Origin of the sequence: Saccharothrix syringae (assembly GCF_009498035.1) — a bacterium.
Taxonomy (GTDB): domain Bacteria; phylum Actinomycetota; class Actinomycetes; order Mycobacteriales; family Pseudonocardiaceae; genus Actinosynnema; species Actinosynnema syringae.
In genome coordinates this window covers 9980297-9996049 of the sequence record NZ_CP034550.1, presented here as the reverse complement: position 1 = coordinate 9996049, position 15753 = coordinate 9980297, and the positions used below count along the sequence as shown (strand labels likewise).

The 15753-nt window shown below is 74.4% G+C and carries 16 protein-coding genes; 11 read left to right on the top strand and 5 right to left on the bottom strand.

Annotation, left to right across the window (positions count from 1 at the left end; all coding sequences use genetic code 11):
- Positions 1–16: 16 nt before the first annotated feature.
- The 3 genes from EKG83_RS42155 to EKG83_RS42145 are packed head-to-tail and all read left to right on the top strand — an operon-like array spanning position 17 to position 2216.
- Positions 17–616, top strand: a complete 600-nt coding sequence (locus EKG83_RS42155; RefSeq protein WP_084716154.1) for an ABC transporter permease — start codon at positions 17–19, stop codon at positions 614–616.
- Complete coding sequence (locus EKG83_RS42150) at positions 616–1335, top strand: ABC transporter permease (RefSeq protein WP_153279020.1); 720 nt, start codon at positions 616–618, stop codon at positions 1333–1335. Before EKG83_RS42155 ends, EKG83_RS42150 begins: the two co-directional genes overlap by 1 nt.
- The gene (locus EKG83_RS42145; RefSeq protein ID WP_033429161.1) at positions 1332–2216 is read left to right on the top strand and encodes an ABC transporter substrate-binding protein; all 885 of its coding nucleotides are present in this window, start codon (positions 1332–1334) and stop codon (positions 2214–2216) included. The genes EKG83_RS42150 and EKG83_RS42145 overlap by 4 nt, the downstream gene beginning before the upstream one ends.
- A gap of 50 nt (positions 2217–2266) precedes the next feature.
- Here EKG83_RS42145 and EKG83_RS42140 read toward each other — a convergent pair whose 3' ends face one another.
- Entirely contained in the window at positions 2267–3031 is a 765-nt protein-coding gene (locus tag EKG83_RS42140) for an alpha/beta fold hydrolase (protein WP_033429162.1), read from the bottom strand.
- A 52-nt stretch (positions 3032–3083) separates the two neighbouring features.
- Between EKG83_RS42140 and EKG83_RS42135 the strand changes: the two genes are divergently transcribed.
- A complete protein-coding gene (locus EKG83_RS42135; RefSeq protein ID WP_033429163.1) occupies positions 3084–3425 on the top strand; it encodes a MerR family transcriptional regulator in 342 nt (113 codons plus the stop codon).
- Between the two features lie 194 nt (positions 3426–3619).
- Here the strand turns inward: EKG83_RS42135 and EKG83_RS42130 are convergent, their stop codons facing one another.
- From EKG83_RS42130 to EKG83_RS42120, 3 genes are all read right to left on the bottom strand, one after another.
- Complete coding sequence (locus EKG83_RS42130; RefSeq protein WP_194282972.1) at positions 3620–4918, bottom strand: DUF11 domain-containing protein; 1299 nt, start codon at positions 4916–4918, stop codon at positions 3620–3622.
- A gap of 563 nt (positions 4919–5481) precedes the next feature.
- Positions 5482–5823 carry an IS110 family transposase gene (locus EKG83_RS42125; protein WP_228122405.1) on the bottom strand — a complete coding sequence of 114 codons (342 nt, stop codon included), beginning with the start codon at positions 5821–5823 and terminating at the stop codon, positions 5482–5484.
- Between the two features lie 211 nt (positions 5824–6034).
- Positions 6035–6823, bottom strand: a complete 789-nt coding sequence (locus EKG83_RS42120; protein WP_033435801.1) for an IclR family transcriptional regulator — start codon at positions 6821–6823, stop codon at positions 6035–6037.
- A 44-nt stretch (positions 6824–6867) separates the two neighbouring features.
- On the opposite strand from EKG83_RS42120, the gene EKG83_RS42115 reads away from it, so the two are divergent.
- The 7 genes from EKG83_RS42115 (at position 6868) to hutI (ending at position 15101) form a co-directional block, all read left to right on the top strand.
- Positions 6868–7347, top strand: coding sequence for a SigE family RNA polymerase sigma factor (locus tag EKG83_RS42115; RefSeq protein ID WP_033435802.1), 480 nt, complete (start codon positions 6868–6870; stop codon positions 7345–7347).
- Entirely contained in the window at positions 7344–8303 is a 960-nt protein-coding gene (locus EKG83_RS42110) for a hypothetical protein (RefSeq protein WP_033435803.1), read from the top strand. The genes EKG83_RS42115 and EKG83_RS42110 overlap by 4 nt, the downstream gene beginning before the upstream one ends.
- A gap of 72 nt (positions 8304–8375) precedes the next feature.
- Complete coding sequence (hutH, locus tag EKG83_RS42105; RefSeq protein WP_033435804.1) at positions 8376–9881, top strand: histidine ammonia-lyase; 1506 nt, start codon at positions 8376–8378, stop codon at positions 9879–9881.
- The gene (hutU, locus tag EKG83_RS42100; RefSeq protein ID WP_033435805.1) at positions 9882–11522 is read left to right on the top strand and encodes a urocanate hydratase; all 1641 of its coding nucleotides are present in this window, start codon (positions 9882–9884) and stop codon (positions 11520–11522) included.
- Entirely contained in the window at positions 11519–12694 is a 1176-nt protein-coding gene (locus EKG83_RS42095) for an allantoate amidohydrolase (protein ID WP_033435806.1), read from the top strand. Before hutU ends, EKG83_RS42095 begins: the two co-directional genes overlap by 4 nt.
- Complete coding sequence (locus EKG83_RS42090) at positions 12691–13956, top strand: formimidoylglutamate deiminase (protein ID WP_033435807.1); 1266 nt, start codon at positions 12691–12693, stop codon at positions 13954–13956. Before EKG83_RS42095 ends, EKG83_RS42090 begins: the two co-directional genes overlap by 4 nt.
- Positions 13953–15101, top strand: coding sequence for an imidazolonepropionase (gene hutI / locus EKG83_RS42085; RefSeq protein ID WP_033435808.1), 1149 nt, complete (start codon positions 13953–13955; stop codon positions 15099–15101). Before EKG83_RS42090 ends, hutI begins: the two co-directional genes overlap by 4 nt.
- 10 nt (positions 15102–15111) lie before the next feature.
- Here the strand turns inward: hutI and EKG83_RS42080 are convergent, their stop codons facing one another.
- The gene (locus EKG83_RS42080) at positions 15112–15558 is read right to left on the bottom strand and encodes a hypothetical protein (RefSeq protein WP_033435809.1); all 447 of its coding nucleotides are present in this window, start codon (positions 15556–15558) and stop codon (positions 15112–15114) included.
- Positions 15559–15753 lie beyond the last annotated feature (195 nt).

The following is a 15753-nucleotide window of genomic DNA, read 5'->3' as shown; positions in this document are numbered from 1 at the left end:
CGCGGCCCTGCTGGACATGCTGCTCGACCACGCCTACCTGTCGCTGGTGCCGCTGGCGGTGTCGGTGGTGCTGGCGATCGCGCTCGGCCTGCTGTGCCACCGGTTCCGCCCGGTGCGGGCGGTGCTGGGGGTGACGGCCAACGTGGTCTACACGGTCCCGTCGCTGGCGCTGTTCGCGATCATCCCGGCGGTCATCGGCACGAAGGTGCTCGACTCGGTGAACGTGGTCGTCGCGCTCACCGTCTACACCACCGCCCTGCTCGTGCGGCCGGTCGCCGACGCGCTGGACGCGGTGCCCGCCCACGTCACCGCCGCCGCCACCGCGATGGGGTTCCGGCCGGTGCGCCGGTTCCTGTCCGTGGAGCTGCCGCTGGCCGTGCCGGTGCTCGCCGCGGGCGTGCGGGTCGGGTCGGTCAGCAACATCAGCCTGGTCAGCGTCGGCGCGCTGATCGGCGCCGGCGGCCTGGGCACGCTGTTCACCGACGGGTTCCGCCAGCGCTACCTCGCGCCGATCGTCGTCGGCATCGCGCTGACCCTGGTGCTCGCGCTCGTGGTCGACCTGCTGCTGGTGCTGCTGCGCAACCGGCTGACCCCGTGGGCGGTGGTGGGCAGGTGATCTTCGCGGACGCCTTCGCGTGGCTGGTCGACGCGGCCAACTGGAGCGGGCCGAGGTCGATCCCGGTCCGCGTCGGGACCCACCTGCTGTACTGCCTGGGCGCGGTGCTCGGGGCGTCGCTGATCGCGGTGCCGGTCGGCCTGTACGTGGGGCACACCGGCCGCGGCGCCGTGCTGCTGGTGGGCACCGGCAACGCCCTGCGCGCGCTGCCCACGCTGGGCCTGGTGACGTTCCTGTACCTGGTCGCGGGCGGCGGCGAGGTCGGCGTGCTGATCGCGCTGGTCGTGCTGGCCGTCCCGCCCATCCTCGCCGGCACCTACGCGGGCATCCAGGACGTCGACCGCGGCGTGGTGGACGCCGCGCGCGGCATGGGCATGACCGGCGCGCAGCGGCTGTGGCGGGTCGAGGTGCCCAACGCCCTGCCGCTGCTGTTCGGCGGCCTGCGCAACGCCACGCTCCAGGTCGTCGCGACCGCGTCGGTGGCCGCGTACGTGGGCATCGAGACGCTGGGCAGGCCGCTGCTGGACGGGCTGCGGGTGGTGGACTACGGGCAGTTCATCGGCGGCGCGCTGCTCATCGCGCTGCTCGCGGTGCTGCTGGACGTGCTGCTCGCGGGCGTGGGCAGGCTGGTCGTCCCGGCCGGGTTGAGGGAGTCGGGAGCACGGGCGCGGCGCCGGAACAAGCCGGTGGCCGCCGAATCGGGAGGAAGCACGGGATGAAGCGCACGTTGGCCGTCATCGTCGCGGCGGCCGCGCTGGTCGCCACCGCGTGCGGGTCGCAGGAGGACCTGAGCGGCGCGAACCAGCCTGCCGGAGCGGGTGAGGTCGTGGTCGGCTCGGCCGACTTCACCGAGAACAAGATCCTGGCCGAGATCTACGCCGGCGCGCTGCGCGCGACGGGCGCGACCGTGTCGGTGCGGGCCGGCATCGGCGCGCGCGAGCTGGTGGTCAAGGCGTTGCAGGACAAGTCGCTCGGCGTGGTGCCGGAGTACAGCGGCAACCTGCTCAACTACTTCGACAAGGCCAACACCACCACCGAGTCCGAGGAGGTCTACGCCGCGCTCAAGGCCAAGACCCCGGCGGGCCTGGAGGTGCTGGAGAAGTCCGCGGCGGAGGACAAGGACGTCCTGGTGGTCACCAAGGCCACCGCGGACGGCGGGGTGAAGTCGATCGCCGACCTCGGCACCGGCAAGTACGCGCTCGGCGCGGCCGGCGAGTGGGCGCAGCGCTGGCAGGCGAAGGTCCAGGAGCTGTACGGCGTGACGTTCACCGAGATCAAGACCACCGACGCCGGCGGGCCGCTGACCGTGGACGCGCTGAAGAACGGCGAGGTGCAGGTGGCGAACCTCTACACCACCTCCGCCGACATCAAGGCCAACGGGTTCGTCGAGCTGGAGGACCCGAAGACCATGTACCCGGCGCAGAACGTGGTGCCGCTGCTGCGGTCGGACGCGGTGGACGCCAAGGGCAAGGACGCGCTGGACAAGGTGTCCGCGGCGCTGACCACGGAGGTGCTGGCCGACCTGGTCAAGCGGGTCGACGTGGACAAGCAGACCATCGCGAACGTGGCGGCGGACTTCCTCAAGACCGTGTCGCTGTAGCGGTGTGACGTCAGGGGCCCGCGCTTCGCGAGGCGCGGGCCCCTCGGCGTTCACTTCGCCAGGAACTCCTCGATCGCGCGCAGCCACTCGTCGGGCGCCTCGGCGCCGACCAGGTGACCGCAGCGGATCTCGACCAGCTCGGCGCCGGGGATGCCGTCGGCCAGTTGCCGGGACAGCTCGGGCGGGGCGAGGGTGTCCTCGGTGGCCGCCACGACCAGCGTCGGCACCCGGATCGAGGCGAGTTCCGCCGTCGTGTCGACCCGCTCGACCAGGGCGACCTGCTCGGGGGTGCCGGGCGGCACGAACGCGGCGAGCGCGGCCACCGACTCCTCCAGCTCCTCCGGCGTGAGCGAGGCCAGGCGGGTCCGGCCCGTCGCGACGAGCGTCAGGAACCGGGCCAGCAGCACCCGGTCGCCGTCGAGGAGCCCGGCCCACGTGGCGCACGCCAGGCGCATCCGGTTGTCCGGGCGGGCGAACCCGGCGGTCAGCACGAGCGCGGTGACCCGCTCGGGGTGGCGCGTGGCGGCGCGGACGGCGACCGCCGTGCCCAGCGAGTAGCCGAGGACCGCGAACTCCTCCAGGCCGCTGTCGACGCCCGCGCGCACCAGCTCGTCGGCCAGCTCGTCCAGGGACAGCGGGCCGGTGGCGCGCGGGGTGGCGCCGCTGCCGGGGTAGTCGACGCCGACCGCGGTCCGGGTGCGGGCCAGGCCGTCGAGGATCGGGCCGAAGTTGGCCTCCACGCCGCCGCCACCGCCGTGCGCGAGGAGCAGGCCGGGGCCGGAACCGCGAACGGTGCGCGAGAAATGTTCGGTCATGGCGCGACGTTAAGCACTCACACCGGTGTCAAGGTCAAGGCTTGGGGGCGGCGTGCTGATCGGGGAGTTGTCGAGGCGGACCGGCGTGAGCCCGCGCCTGCTGCGGTACTACGAGGAGCAAGGGCTGCTGAGCAGTTGCCGCGGGCCCAACGGCTACCGCACCTACGCCGACGACGCGGTGGGCGAGGTGCGGCGCATCCGGGGGCTGCTGGCGGCGGGGCTGGGCACCGAGGTGATCCGGGAGCTGCTGCCGTGTGCCAGCGGGGAGCAGCCGGAGCTGGAGCTGTGTCCGGCGGTGCGCGGCGCGTTGAGCCGGGAGCTGGCCGGTTTGGACGACCGGATCGACGCGTTGCGGCGGATGCGCGGGGCGCTGGCGGCCTACCTGGAGCCTTGATGGCTCTGCCGATGTGACGACAGGCGGTGGTCGTCACGTGCGGGCGACGGTTGTCGTTGAGATCGGCGTGCATCTCGTCATCCGGCGGCCGGGTGGTCGGCTGTCGCCGTGGCCGGTGCGGGGGCCGCCGCGGCGGCGGCCGGGTGTGCGGTCGTCGTCGCGGCGGGTTCGGGAGGTGGTCCGGTGTGCCGGTGTCAGCAGCCGGTGGTGGTGTCTCCGGTGTCGACGGTGCAGGTGTCGGTGCCCAGGCCGCCGTTGGCGGTGTCGCCGCCCACGCCGTCCTGGACGTTGATGCTGTCGTTGCCGTTGCCGCCGGAGAGGCTGTCGGTGCCGTCGTGGTCGATGAGGGTGTCGTTGCCGTTCTGGCCGTCGAGGGTGTCGTTGCCCGGTCCGCCGTAGATCGTGTCGGCGCCGTTGTCGAGCAGGCCGAGCAGGTCCTCGCCGTAGCTGGAGTCGTTGCCGTCGCCGGCGTAGATGGTGTCGTTGCCGTTGCGGCCGTTGATGGTGTCGTTGCCGCCCAGGGCGCAGATCACGTCCGCGCTGTTGGTGCCGGTGATCGTGTCGTTGCCGTTGGTGCCGACGATGGTGCAGCCCAGCGCGTTGTTCACCGTGGTCGTTACCCGGTAGCTGTTGTTGCTCGTGTTCGGATCTTGAACGGAGCTGCCCGCGCCGAAGTTGAAGGAGATCGTGTTGGTGGAGGCGGGGGTGCCGACGATGGTCACGGTGGCCGAGGCGGAGGCGGCGATCGCGCCCAGCGCGCAGCTCACGTTCGGGCCGTTGACGGTGCAGGAGCCCTGGCTGGGGGTGACGGACACGATGCCCAACGCGTCGCCGGTGAGCTGCCCGCTCGACATGGTGGCCCCGGTCGCGGTGTCGGGTCCGGCGTTGGACACGGTGGCGGTGTAGGTGACGTTGTCGCCCAGCGACACCGGGTCGGGGGAATCGACCACCGACACCGACACGTCCGCTCCCGGAGGCGGGCCCGCCGCGACGTTGAGGTCCAGATCACCGGACTCGGCACCGTACGAGAAGACGTATCCGCCGGCCTGGATCCAGTACGTGGTCGACCCACTCGCCGTGAAGCTCACCCGGGACTGGGAACCGCCGGAATCGTCGTTGCAGGCGACCTCGGTCAACGACGACAGGTCGGCCCCGGTGTAGACCACCAGGACCGTGTCGAAGTTCGAACCGAACGTGTCCACGGTCAACTCGGTGCCGTCGGCGACCGTCAGCCCGTACCAGACCGTCTTGCCGATGTCGGGAAAGCTGCCGTTGAAGATGCAGCTCAGCGCCCGGTCCTCGCCGGTCTCGGTGGTCGCGTCCGCGGTGTTCTGGCTGTCGGTGAACGCCCCCGTGTGGGCCTGGGCGTTGGCGAAGTCGTCGTTGGACGGGGCGACCGCCCAGCCCGGTGTCGCACCGACCAGCACGAAGGCCAGGGCGGCGGCCACGGCACCGGCCGAGCCGACTAATCGTCTGTAGAGTTTGCTGTGCACGGGTACCTCGTTTCGACGTGGCGAGGCACAGGCAGTGCCACCACCCTGGCTGGGGATTCGCGCCTCGGTCGGATCGCGGGGCAGGGCCGAACCGTTAACAGAGGGCGCCTGTTGTGCGGCCGGGGCTCGGACAGGGGCCGGGCGGCGACCGGGCATCCATGCTTTGCCTGGCAACAACCCCTATGGCAGGGGCCGAAAGGCCCATTCCCGCCAGCCGAAAGCCTTTTTCACTCCCCCGTGCGGACTCTGCGTGACAGATCCGATCGGCCCAGCGACGAACATCGGTGCGAACCGCATCACGGTCACCCGTGCGGCCGTCGGCCATTCGAGTGCCCGTTGCTCCGCTCGTCGGACCACGACGCGCCTCCACCGCCCCACGCCCGGCAGCCGGGGAGGTGAACGACGCCGCACCGCCGCACCGGCTGACGGTCATCACCCCGGTCGAGAGCCCCGACGAGTACGACAACCCGACCACGAGATCGGACTGCGGCCCGCCCCGCGCCGCCGGGTCGACGGGCTGGTCCAATCCCGCGCCACCGGGGTCGAGCCCGGCCGCCAGGCCGTTACCGGGCGGTGGTGGGGGGTTCACCCACGACCCGATCCGGGCGCGCGAACGCGTCGAGCACGACGGCCATGCGGTTGACCGCCTGTCCGGACGCGGAGGTCACCGGTTGTCCGGTGGTCAACAGCAACACCACCAGCAGCCCGGCCGCGCCCGAGGTCGGGTCCAGCGCCCACCGCACCTCGACGGCCGCCTTGCCGGCACGCGCGATGAGCCGCTCGGTCGCGGTCCGGCCGTGGTCGACCCGGTGGGAGAAGACGACTTCTCCGCTCTCGTCGACCGCGCGGGCGTGGTGGGTGGTCTTGCCCACGTCGATGCCGACCCGGATCCGTTCGCGGACCACCACGTGGCTCGTTCTCGCAGCTCAGTGGACGACCCCGCCGGCACCTCCACGGACAGCGACCGCGCGCACAGGTCCCGATCGGCGGCCGAGGTGTCCGGATCGGCGGGGCGGCCACCCCACGCGGGCCGTCCGGTGGCAGAGGGCTGATTGCCACACCCCGCCGAGGAACGTCCCCTTCCGGGCGATCGAGGGCTCATGGAGGGCTGAGGCCCTACGCCCGACCGCCGATGCGGCCGGTCAGCTCGTCGGCCGCCCGCCGCACCTCGGCGGCCAGGTCCGGCCACGCCTCGCCGCAGCCGGGCCCGTCCGCGGGCTCGCACACGTGCCGGAACGTCACGGTGATCGCCGCGATCGGCCGGTCACCCCGGTCGACCACCGGCGCGGCCACCGAGGCGAAGCCCGCGGTCACGTACCCGTCCTCCACCGCCCACCCGCGCCGGCGCTCCGCGGTCAGCAGGCGGCGCAGCGCGGGCAGGTCCGCCGGTCCCCGGCCGGTGCGGTCCACGAACGACGCGCGCCCCGGGAACAGCGCCCGCACCTGCGCCGCGGGCAGCCCGGCCAGCATCGCCCGGCCCGACGCGGTCAGGTGCGCGGGCAGCCGGACACCGACGTCCGACACGATCGCGGTGGGGCGCCGCGGCTGCTCGCGCACCAGGTACAGCGACTCGGCGCCGTGCAGCACGCCCAGGTGGGCGGTCCGGCCCACCTGGTCCACCAGCCGCCGCAGGACGGGGCGGGCCAGCCGCTCCAGCGGGTCGTGCCGCAGGTAGGCCGACCCGAGTTCGAACGCGGCCACGCCCAGCCCGTAGCGTCGCTCCTCGGGGAAGTGGGTCGCGAACCCGGCCGCCGCCAGCTCCGCCAGCAGGTGGTAGGTGGTGGACCTGGGCAGCGACAGCTCGCGCGCCACCGCCGCCGCCGACAGCGGTCCCGGTCGGCTCGCCAGCAGCCGCAGCACCGCGAGGCCCCGGCGCAGCGCCGGCACGTCGCTGCTGGCTCCCACGAACCCATTCTCAACAAATCGGCGCCGGCGCGCATTGGAGGGGCATGACCACCGGCTTCGAGGAGTTCGCCGCCGCGCAGGTGACGCCCCTGCTGCGGTACGCGACCGTGCTGACGGGCGACCCGCACCTCGCTCAGGACGTGGTCCAGGAGTGCCTGCTGCGGGCCCAGCAGCGCTGGGCGCGCATCTCGGCGGTGGACGCGCCGGTGGCCTACCTCAAGCGGATGGTCACCAACGAGTACCTGAGCTGGCGCCGACGGCTCAGACCCCACCTCCCGCTGACCGGCGTGGACCCACCCGGGCCGGACACCACCGGCCACTACGACGAGCGCGAGGCCATGCTCCAGCTCATCGACGAGCTGCCGCGCAAGCAGAAGGCGGCCGTGGTGCTGCGCTACTACGAGGGCTGCGACGACGCCGAGATCGCCTCGGCCCTGGGCTGCTCCCAGGTCACCGTCCGCAGCCACATCTCCCGCGCGCTGGCCACCCTGCGCGCGCACGAGCGGGTGAAGGAGGCGCTGTGAACGACACCGAGAAGCTGCTCACCGAGGCCCTGCGCCTGCGGGCGGAGCGCACCCCGCCGCCCGGTCCGGTGCTGGCCGCGCTGCACCGGCCGCGCCGCACCCGCAAGCCGCTGCTCCTGGTGCTGGCCACCGCCGCGACGGCCGCCGCGGTCGTGGTGACGGTCACCACGGTGGCCAGGCCCGCCGCCGAACCGGCGCCACCCGCCGCGTCGATCCCGACCACGGCGGTGGACCCCGGGCCCGCCGTGCCGACCGTGCCCCTGGAGTACCGCCCGTCGTGGGTGCCCGACGGCTTCGTCGAGTGGCAGCGGTCGTACGCGTCGTACGGGTCGGAGCGCCACTACCACCGGCCGGGCGCCGACGAACCGCTCGCGGCGCAGATCGGCTTCTCCGTCCGCACCGGGGACACCGCCCAGCTCGCCGCGACGATGGCAGGCGCCGCCCCCGAGGACCGGACCACGATCCTCGGCGCGCCCGGCTTCTACGCCGGCGACCAGCTGTACTGGCAGGTCCGCGAGGACCGGTTCCTCTCGGTCACCACGCAGGGCGTCCCCGACGCGCGCACTGTGGCGCGGCGCTTCGCCGAGCACGTCGAGCCCGACGACCGGCGGGTCCGCGTGCCGCTGTCCTTCGCCGGCTCGACCGCGTTCACGACCTCGGAGCTGGGCGACCCGGGCTGGAGCACCCGGGTGGACGCGGAGCACCGGGGCCGCCGGTACATCGTCGCGCTCACCACCATGACCCCGGCCAAGACCGGCGAGCGCGAGGTCACCGCCAGGGGGCGCACCGCGTGGTACACCGAGACCCCGGCCGGCAGCCTCAGCGTGCCCATGGGCCCGGGGCTGCGCCTGACCGTCTCGGGGTGGGACGCGGACCGGGGCCCGGCGTCGGCCGGGGAGCTGGTCGAGGTGGCCGACCTCGTCGTGGTCGACCCGGAGCCGCAGGCGCGCTGGTAGACGTCTGGGATACCAGACACCATCGGGTGGTCCCGGGTCGTGCGGACCCGGCCGCCGGGGTGGGATGGGCACATGCAGCAACCCGTGCAGCTGGGTCCCAAGCCCCTGACCCGCGCCGACGTCCACGCCGTTGCCCGCGAGGGCGCACGCGTGGAGCTCACGGACGCGGCGCGCGAGGCGGTCACCACCGCCCGCGCGCACATCGACCGCCTGGCAACGGCCGACCGGCCCACCTACGGCGTGTCCACCGGTTTCGGCGCGCTCGCGGTCCGGCACATCCCGCCGGAGAGCCGGGCCGCCCTCCAGCAGGCGCTGGTCCGCTCGCACGCGGCGGGCGCGGGCCCGGAGGTGGAGCGGGAGGTCGTCCGCGCCCTGGTCCTGCTGCGGCTCAAGACCCTGGCGAGCGGCCACACCGGCGTCCGGCTGGGTACCGCCGAGGCGATGGCCGCCATGCTCAACGCGGGCATCACGCCGGTGGTGCGGGAGTTCGGTTCGCTGGGCTGCTCCGGCGACCTCGCGCCGCTGTCGGCCGCGGCCCTGGCGCTGACCGGCGAGGGCGAGGTCCGCGACGCCGAGGACCGGCTCGTGCCGGCTTCGCAAGCTCTGGCCGCGGCGGGCATCGAGCCGGTGCGGCTGGCCGAGAAGGAGGGCCTGGCGCTGATCAACGGCACCGACGGCATGCTGGGCATGCTGGTGCTCGCGATCGCGGACCTGCACCGCCTGCTCGACGTGGCCGACCTGACCGCCGCGATGAGCGTGGAGGCCCTGCTGGGCACCGACCGGGCGTTCGCCGCCGACCTCCAGGCGCTGCGACCGCACCCCGGCCAGGGGCACTCGGCCCGGCGCATGGCCGCGTTCCTGGCGGGCTCGGAGATCGTGGCCAGCCACCGCGGCCCGGACTGCACCCGCGTCCAGGACGCCTACTCGCTGCGCTGCTCGCCCCAGGTGCACGGGGCCGCCCGCGACACCGTCGCCCACGCCGAGACCGTCGCCGACCGGGAGCTGGCCGCCGCGGTGGACAACCCGGTGGTGCTGGCCGACGGCCGGGTCGAGTCCAACGGCAACTTCCACGGCGCGCCGATCGCCTACGTGCTGGACTTCCTGGCCATCCCGACCGCGGACGTGGCGAGCATCGCCGAGCGCCGCACCGACCGGATGCTCGACGTGCACCGCTCGCACGGCCTGCCGCCGTTCCTGGCGCACGACCCGGGCGTCGACTCCGGGCACATGATCGCCCAGTACACCCAGGCCGCGATCGTCAGCGAGCTCAAGCGCCTGGCGGTACCGGCGAGTGTGGACTCCATCCCCAGCAGCGCCATGCAGGAGGACCACGTCTCCATGGGCTGGTCCGCCGCGCGCAAGCTGCGCAGGGCCGTCGACGGGCTGCGCACCGTGCTCGCCGTCGAGCTGGTCACCGCCGCCCGCGCCCTGGACCTGCGCCACCCCCTCAAGCCCGCACCCGCCACCGCCGCGGCCGTGGCGAAGCTCCGCGAGGTCGTGCCGGGCCCCGGCCCGGACCGCCACCTCGCCCCGGAGATCGCCGCCGCCGAGGAGCTGATCAGAAGTGGAGCCCTGTAGATGGTCCGCGCGAACCGAGGCACCGAGCTGACCGCGCGCAGCTGGCCGACCGAGGCGGCCCTGCGCATGTTCCACAACAACCTCGACCCGGAGGTGGCCGAGCGCCCGGACGACCTGGTCGTCTACGGCGGCACCGGCCGGGCCGCCCGCGACTGGCCCAGCTTCCACGCCATCACCCGGGAGCTGACGAACCTGGCCGACGACGAGACGCTGCTGGTGCAGTCGGGTCGCCCGGTCGGCGTGCTGCGCACCCACGAGTGGGCGCCGCGCGTGCTCATCGCGAACTCCAACCTCGTGCCCGACTGGGCGAACTGGCCGGAGTTCCGCAGGCTGGAGGCCGAGGGCCTGACCATGTACGGCCAGATGACGGCCGGTTCGTGGATCTACATCGGCACCCAGGGCATCCTCCAGGGCACCTACGAGACGTTCGCCGCGGTCGCCGACAAGCGCTTCGGCGGCACGCTCAAGGGCACCCTGACCGTCACGGCGGGCCTGGGTGGCATGGGCGGCGCGCAACCGCTCGCGGTGACCATGAACGAGGGCGTCGCGCTGTGCGTCGAGGTCGACCCGGCCCGCGCGCGGCGCCGCGTGGAGACCCGCTACCTCGACGAGGTCGCCGACGGCCTGGACGACGCGATCGCCCGCGTGCTCAAGGCCAGGCAGGAGGGCCGCGCGCTGTCGGTGGGCCTGATCGGCAACGCCGCCGAGGTGCTGCCCGAGCTGCTGCGCCGCGACGTGCCGGTGGACATCGTCACCGACCAGACCTCCGCCCACGACCCGCTGGCCTACCTGCCCAAGGGCGTGTCCGTGGACGACTGGTCCGACTACGCGGCCCGCAAGCCCGACGAGTTCACCGACCGGGCCCGCGAGTCGATGGCCGACCACGTGGGCGCCATGGTCGGGTTCCTGGACCGCGGCGCGGAGGTGTTCGACTACGGCAACTCCCTGCGCGGCGAGGCCAAGCTGGGCGGCTGCGAGCGCGCGTTCGACTTCCCCGGGTTCGTGCCCGCCTACATCCGGCCGCTGTTCTGCGAGGGCAAGGGCCCGTTCCGGTGGGCCGCGCTGTCCGGCGACCCGGCCGACATCGCGGCCACCGACCGGGCGATCCTGGAGCTGTTCCCCGAGGACGAGAAGCTGGCCCGCTGGATCCGGATGGCGGGCGAGCGGGTGGAGTTCCAGGGCCTGCCCGCCCGCATCTGCTGGCTGGGCTACGGCGAGCGGCACCGCGCCGGCCTGCGGTTCAACGAGATGGTCGCCTCGGGCGAGCTGTCCGCGCCGATCGTGATCGGCCGCGACCACCTCGACTGCGGCTCGGTGGCCTCCCCGTACCGGGAGACCGAGGCGATGGCCGACGGCTCGGACGCCATCGCCGACTGGCCGCTGCTCAACGCCCTGGTCAACACCGCCTCCGGCGCCACCTGGGTGTCGCTGCACCACGGCGGCGGGGTGGGCATCGGCCGGTCGGTCCACGCCGGCCAGGTCACCGTCGCGGACGGCACCGAGCTGGCCGCCCGCAAAATCGAGCGGGTGCTGACCAACGACCCGGCCATGGGCGTGATCCGGCACGTGGACGCGGGCTACCAGCGGGCCGCGGACGTGGCCGCCGACCAGGGCGTCGTGATCCCCATGGCCACGTCGTGACCGGCCTCGCGGACATCGCCGACGTCGGCCGCGACGCCCGCCGCGGCGGCTGGTCCCGGCACGGCTTCGACCGCGCCGAGCTGGAGCTGCGCGAGTGGTTCACCGCCGAGGCGCGGCGCCGGGGCCTGGACGTGCGGCCCGACCGCAACGGCAACCTGTGGGCGTGGTGGGGCGCGCCGGGCCCGAGCGCCGTGGTCACCGGCAGCCACCTGGACTCGGTGCCCGGCGGCGGCGAGTTCGACGGCCCGCTGGGCGTGGTGTCGGCGCTCCAGGCCGTGGACCTGCTGCGCTCCCGCGGCTTCACCCCGGCGAAGCCGCTGGCCGTCGTGGTGTTCGTGGAGGAGGAGGGCGGTCGCTTCGGCGTGGCCTGCCTGGGCTCGCGGCTGCTGACCGGCGCCATCCGGCCCGACGCGGCCGCCCGGCTCACCGACCCGGACGGCGTGAGCTTCGGCGAGGCCGCGCACGCCGCCGGGTTCGACCCGCTGCGGATGGGCCGCGACGACCGGGCGCTGGCCTCGATCGGGGCGTTCGTGGAGCTGCACGTGGAGCAGGGGCGCGGGCTGGGCGTGCCGGTCGGGCTGGCGTCCTCGATCCTCGCGCACGGCCGGTGGCGGTTCACCTTCACCGGCCAGGGCAACCACGCGGGCGCCACGCCGGTGGAGGACCGGCACGACCCGATGCTGCCCGCCGCGCGCACGGTGGTGGCGGCCCGGCGGGCGGCGACCGGCGGCGCGCGGGCCACCGTGGGCCGGGTCGTGCCCAACCCCGGCGGGACCAACGTGATCGCCTCGTCGGTCGACCTGTGGCTGGACGCGCGGGCCGCCGACGAGCCGCGCACCCGCGAGGTGGTGGCCGCGGTCGAGGCCGCCGCGCGCGAGGCCGCCCTCGACGAGGGGTGCGAGGTGGCGGTGACCGAGGAGAGCTGGGGCGGCACGGTGCGCTTCGACACCGGGCTCGCGGCCGAGGTGCGGTCCGCGCTGGGCGACGTGCCGGCGCTGCCCACCGGTGCCGGGCACGACGCGGGCATCCTCGCCGCGCACGTGCCGACGGCGATGCTGTTCGTGCGCAACCCGACGGGGGTGAGCCACGCGCCGGCGGAGTTCGCCGAACCCGACGACTGCGCGGCCGGCGTGGTGGCGCTGGCCTCGGTGCTGGAGCACCTGGCGCGGTGAAGGGCTTCTGGTTCGAGCGGGCGTGGCTGCCGGACGGGGTCGCGTCCCGGGTGCTGGTGCGGGTGACCGACGGGCGGATCTCGTCCGTGTCCACCGCGGACACCATTCCGCTCGGCGTGGAGCGCCTGCACGGCCTGGTGCTCCCCGGCTTCGCCAACGCCCACTCGCACGCCTTCCACCGGGCGCTGCGCGGGCGCACGCACGGCGACGGCGGCACGTTCTGGACGTGGCGCGAGCGGATGTACGAGGTGGCCGGGCGGCTGACGCCGTCGTCGTACCTGCGGCTCGCGCGGGCGGCCTACGCGGAGATGGCCGTGGCCGGCGTGACGGCGGTGGGCGAGTTCCACTACCTGCACGCGGGCGGCAACGAGATGGCCGAGGCGCTGAAGCAGGCCGCCCGGGAGGCGGGCATCCGGATCACCCTGCTGGACGCCTGCTACCTCAGCGGGGGCATCGGCGAACCGGTGCGCGGGGTGCAGGAGCGGTTCACCGACGGCACCGGTGACCGGTGGCTCGACCGGGTCGCCGAGCTGCGCGGGGACGACAACACGAGGGTGGGTGCGGCGATCCACTCCGTGCGCGCCGTGCCACGTGAAACGTTGTCGCTGGTGGCGGGCGCGTTCCCCGATCGGCCGCTGCACGTCCACCTGTCGGAGCAGCCGGCGGAGAACGAGGCGTGCCTGAGCGCGTACGGCATGACGCCGACCGAGCTGCTGGCGGAGGCCGGCGCGCTGACGCCCCGCACGACCGCCGTGCACGCCACCCACCTGACGGGGCGGGACGTCGAGCTGCTCGGGTCGTCGGGCACGGGGGTGTGCCTGTGCCCGACCACCGAGGCGGACCTGGCCGACGGCATCGGCCCGGCGCGGGAGCTGGCCGACGCCGGGGTGGCGCTGTCGCTGGGCAGCGACCAGCACGCCGTGGTCGACCCGCTGCTGGAAGTCCGCGCGCTGGAGCACGGCGAGCGGTTGCGGACCGGCCGCAGGGGGCGGTTCACCCCGGTGGAGCTGGTGGCCGCGCTGACCAACCACGCGGCGATCGGGTGGCCGGAGGCGGGGCGGATCGAGGTGGGCGCGCCGGCGGACTTCGTGGCGGTGCGGACGGACTCGGTGCGCACGGTCGGTGCCCAGGCCGAGCAGCTGCCCCTGGTGGCGACGGCTTCCGACGTGGCCGTGGTGGTGGTCGGCGGTCGGGTGGTCGCGCGCGACGGCGTGCACGAGGCTTTGGGTGACGTGGCGCGGTTGTTGCGGGAGGTGCTGTGAGCAGCGCGGTGATCACCGGGATCGGTGAGCTGACCACGAACGACCCCGGGCTGGGCCGGCTGCGCGACGCGGCGCTGGTGGTCGAGGACGGCGTGGTCGCGTGGGTGGGTGCCGCGCGCGGTGCGCCCGAGGCCGACGAGCGGGTGGACGTCGGCGGGCGGGCCGCGCTGCCGGGGTGGGTGGACAGCCACACGCACCTGGTGTTCGCGGGCGACCGGACCGCCGAGTTCGAGGCCCGGGTGTCCGGCGAGCCCTACGCCGCCGGCGGGATCGCGGTGACGGTGGGTGCCACGCGGGCCGCGTCGGACGAGGAGCTGGCCGCCAACCTCCGGCGCCACGTGGCCGAGGCGCGGGCCCAGGGCACCACCACGATCGAGACCAAGACCGGCTACGGGCTCACCGTCGCCGACGAGGTGCGGTCCGCGCGGCTGGCGGCGGGCGTGGTGGACGAGGTGACGTTCCTCGGCGCGCACCTGGTCCCGCCGGGCGCGGACGCGGCCGGGTACGCGGACCTGGTGGCGGGGGAGATGCTGGACGCCGTCGCGCCGCACGTGCGGTGGGCGGACGTGTTCTGCGAGGTGGGCGCGTTCGACGAGGCCGGGTCCCGGCAGGTGCTGGCCGCCGCCGCCGCGCGCGGCCTGGGCCTGCGCGTCCACGGCAACCAGTTGGGCGAGGGGCCCGGGGTGCGGCTGGCGGTCGAGCTGGGCGCGGCGAGCGTGGACCACTGCACGCACCTGACCGGTGCCGACGTGGACGCGCTGGCGGGCTCGCCCACCGTCGCCACCCTGCTCCCGGCGTGCGACCTGTCCACCCGGCAGCCGCTCGCCCCGGCGCGGCGGTTGCTGGACGCGGGGGCGACGGTGGCCCTGGCGAGCAACTGCAACCCGGGCAGCTCGTACACGACGTCGATGGCGTTCTGCGTGGCCACGGCCGTGCTCCAGATGGGGATGACGGTGGCCGAGGCCGTTGAGGCCGCCACCCTGGGTGGTGCTCGGGCGCTGCGTCGCACGGACGTGGGTCACCTGGGCGTGGGAGCGCGGGCGGACGTGCACGTGCTCGACGCGCCGTCCGCCACGCACCTCGCGTACCGGCCCGGGGTGCCGCTGACGTGGGCGGTGTGGCGGGCGGGGGCGCGGGTGCGCTGAGCGGACGTTCCTATGACGCGTCAGCGCAGGGCGCGGATGCGCGCGGTGAGGCCGTCCGGGTTCCAGCGGGGCTTGTCGCCGCCGCGCAGAGCCGGTCCGGTACGTCACCGGTCACGCGGTGGTGCAGCGCCTCGTGCCCCCCGCTCCCGAGGAGTCCCAGCCACTTCTCGACCCCGGCGCGTGACCGCCGGTCCAGCTTGTCGAGCTGCGCTTGAGCGTCGTGGGTGAGATCCACGCCGGCGGTCGGGGACTCGATCACGCCGCCGTCGCGCCACTGCTTGGGGCTCGCTCGCAGGTCCGCGCGCTCCAGCAGCAGTGGGTCGGTCAGGTGCCACCAGGTGGTGTGCGGCTCGCGCTGCCCCTTCGGGGAGCGGAGCACGCCGCGCAGCTCCCCGAGGCGGCGCGCCTCCACCTGCTGCCTGCCCTTGAGCACGCCGCTGCGGAGCGGTTCCCCCACCTTGGACGAGCGGGGGCCCGGGAACCCGGCGGCGTCCTCCGGCCGCGGCTTTGCGGAGCTCCTCGGCGTGCCCCCGGTTGCTCCGGGCCGCCGCGACGGCCTTGATGGCGTCGATGTCGTCGATGGCGGAGAAGATCGCCTCAAGCGTCACAGGGCTGCCCTCCCGGACGGGTGTGGTCCCCGGCAACCTGCGAG

What these genes read in the sequence shown, in the direction of transcription:
- hutH (WP_033435804.1), top strand. Translation starts at nt 8,376, where the DNA reads ATGCAGCAACCCGTGCAGCTGGGTCCCAAGCCCCTGACCCGCGCCGAC.
- EKG83_RS42115 (WP_033435802.1), top strand. Translation starts at nt 6,868, where the DNA reads ATGACCACCGGCTTCGAGGAGTTCGCCGCCGCGCAGGTGACGCCCCTG.
- EKG83_RS42145 (WP_033429161.1), top strand. Translation starts at nt 1,332, where the DNA reads ATGAAGCGCACGTTGGCCGTCATCGTCGCGGCGGCCGCGCTGGTCGCC.
- hutU (WP_033435805.1), top strand. Translation starts at nt 9,882, where the DNA reads ATGGTCCGCGCGAACCGAGGCACCGAGCTGACCGCGCGCAGCTGGCCG.
- EKG83_RS42140 (WP_033429162.1), bottom strand. Translation starts at nt 3,031, where the DNA reads ATGACCGAACATTTCTCGCGCACCGTTCGCGGTTCCGGCCCCGGCCTG.
- EKG83_RS42155 (WP_084716154.1), top strand. Translation starts at nt 17, where the DNA reads ATGCTGCTCGACCACGCCTACCTGTCGCTGGTGCCGCTGGCGGTGTCG.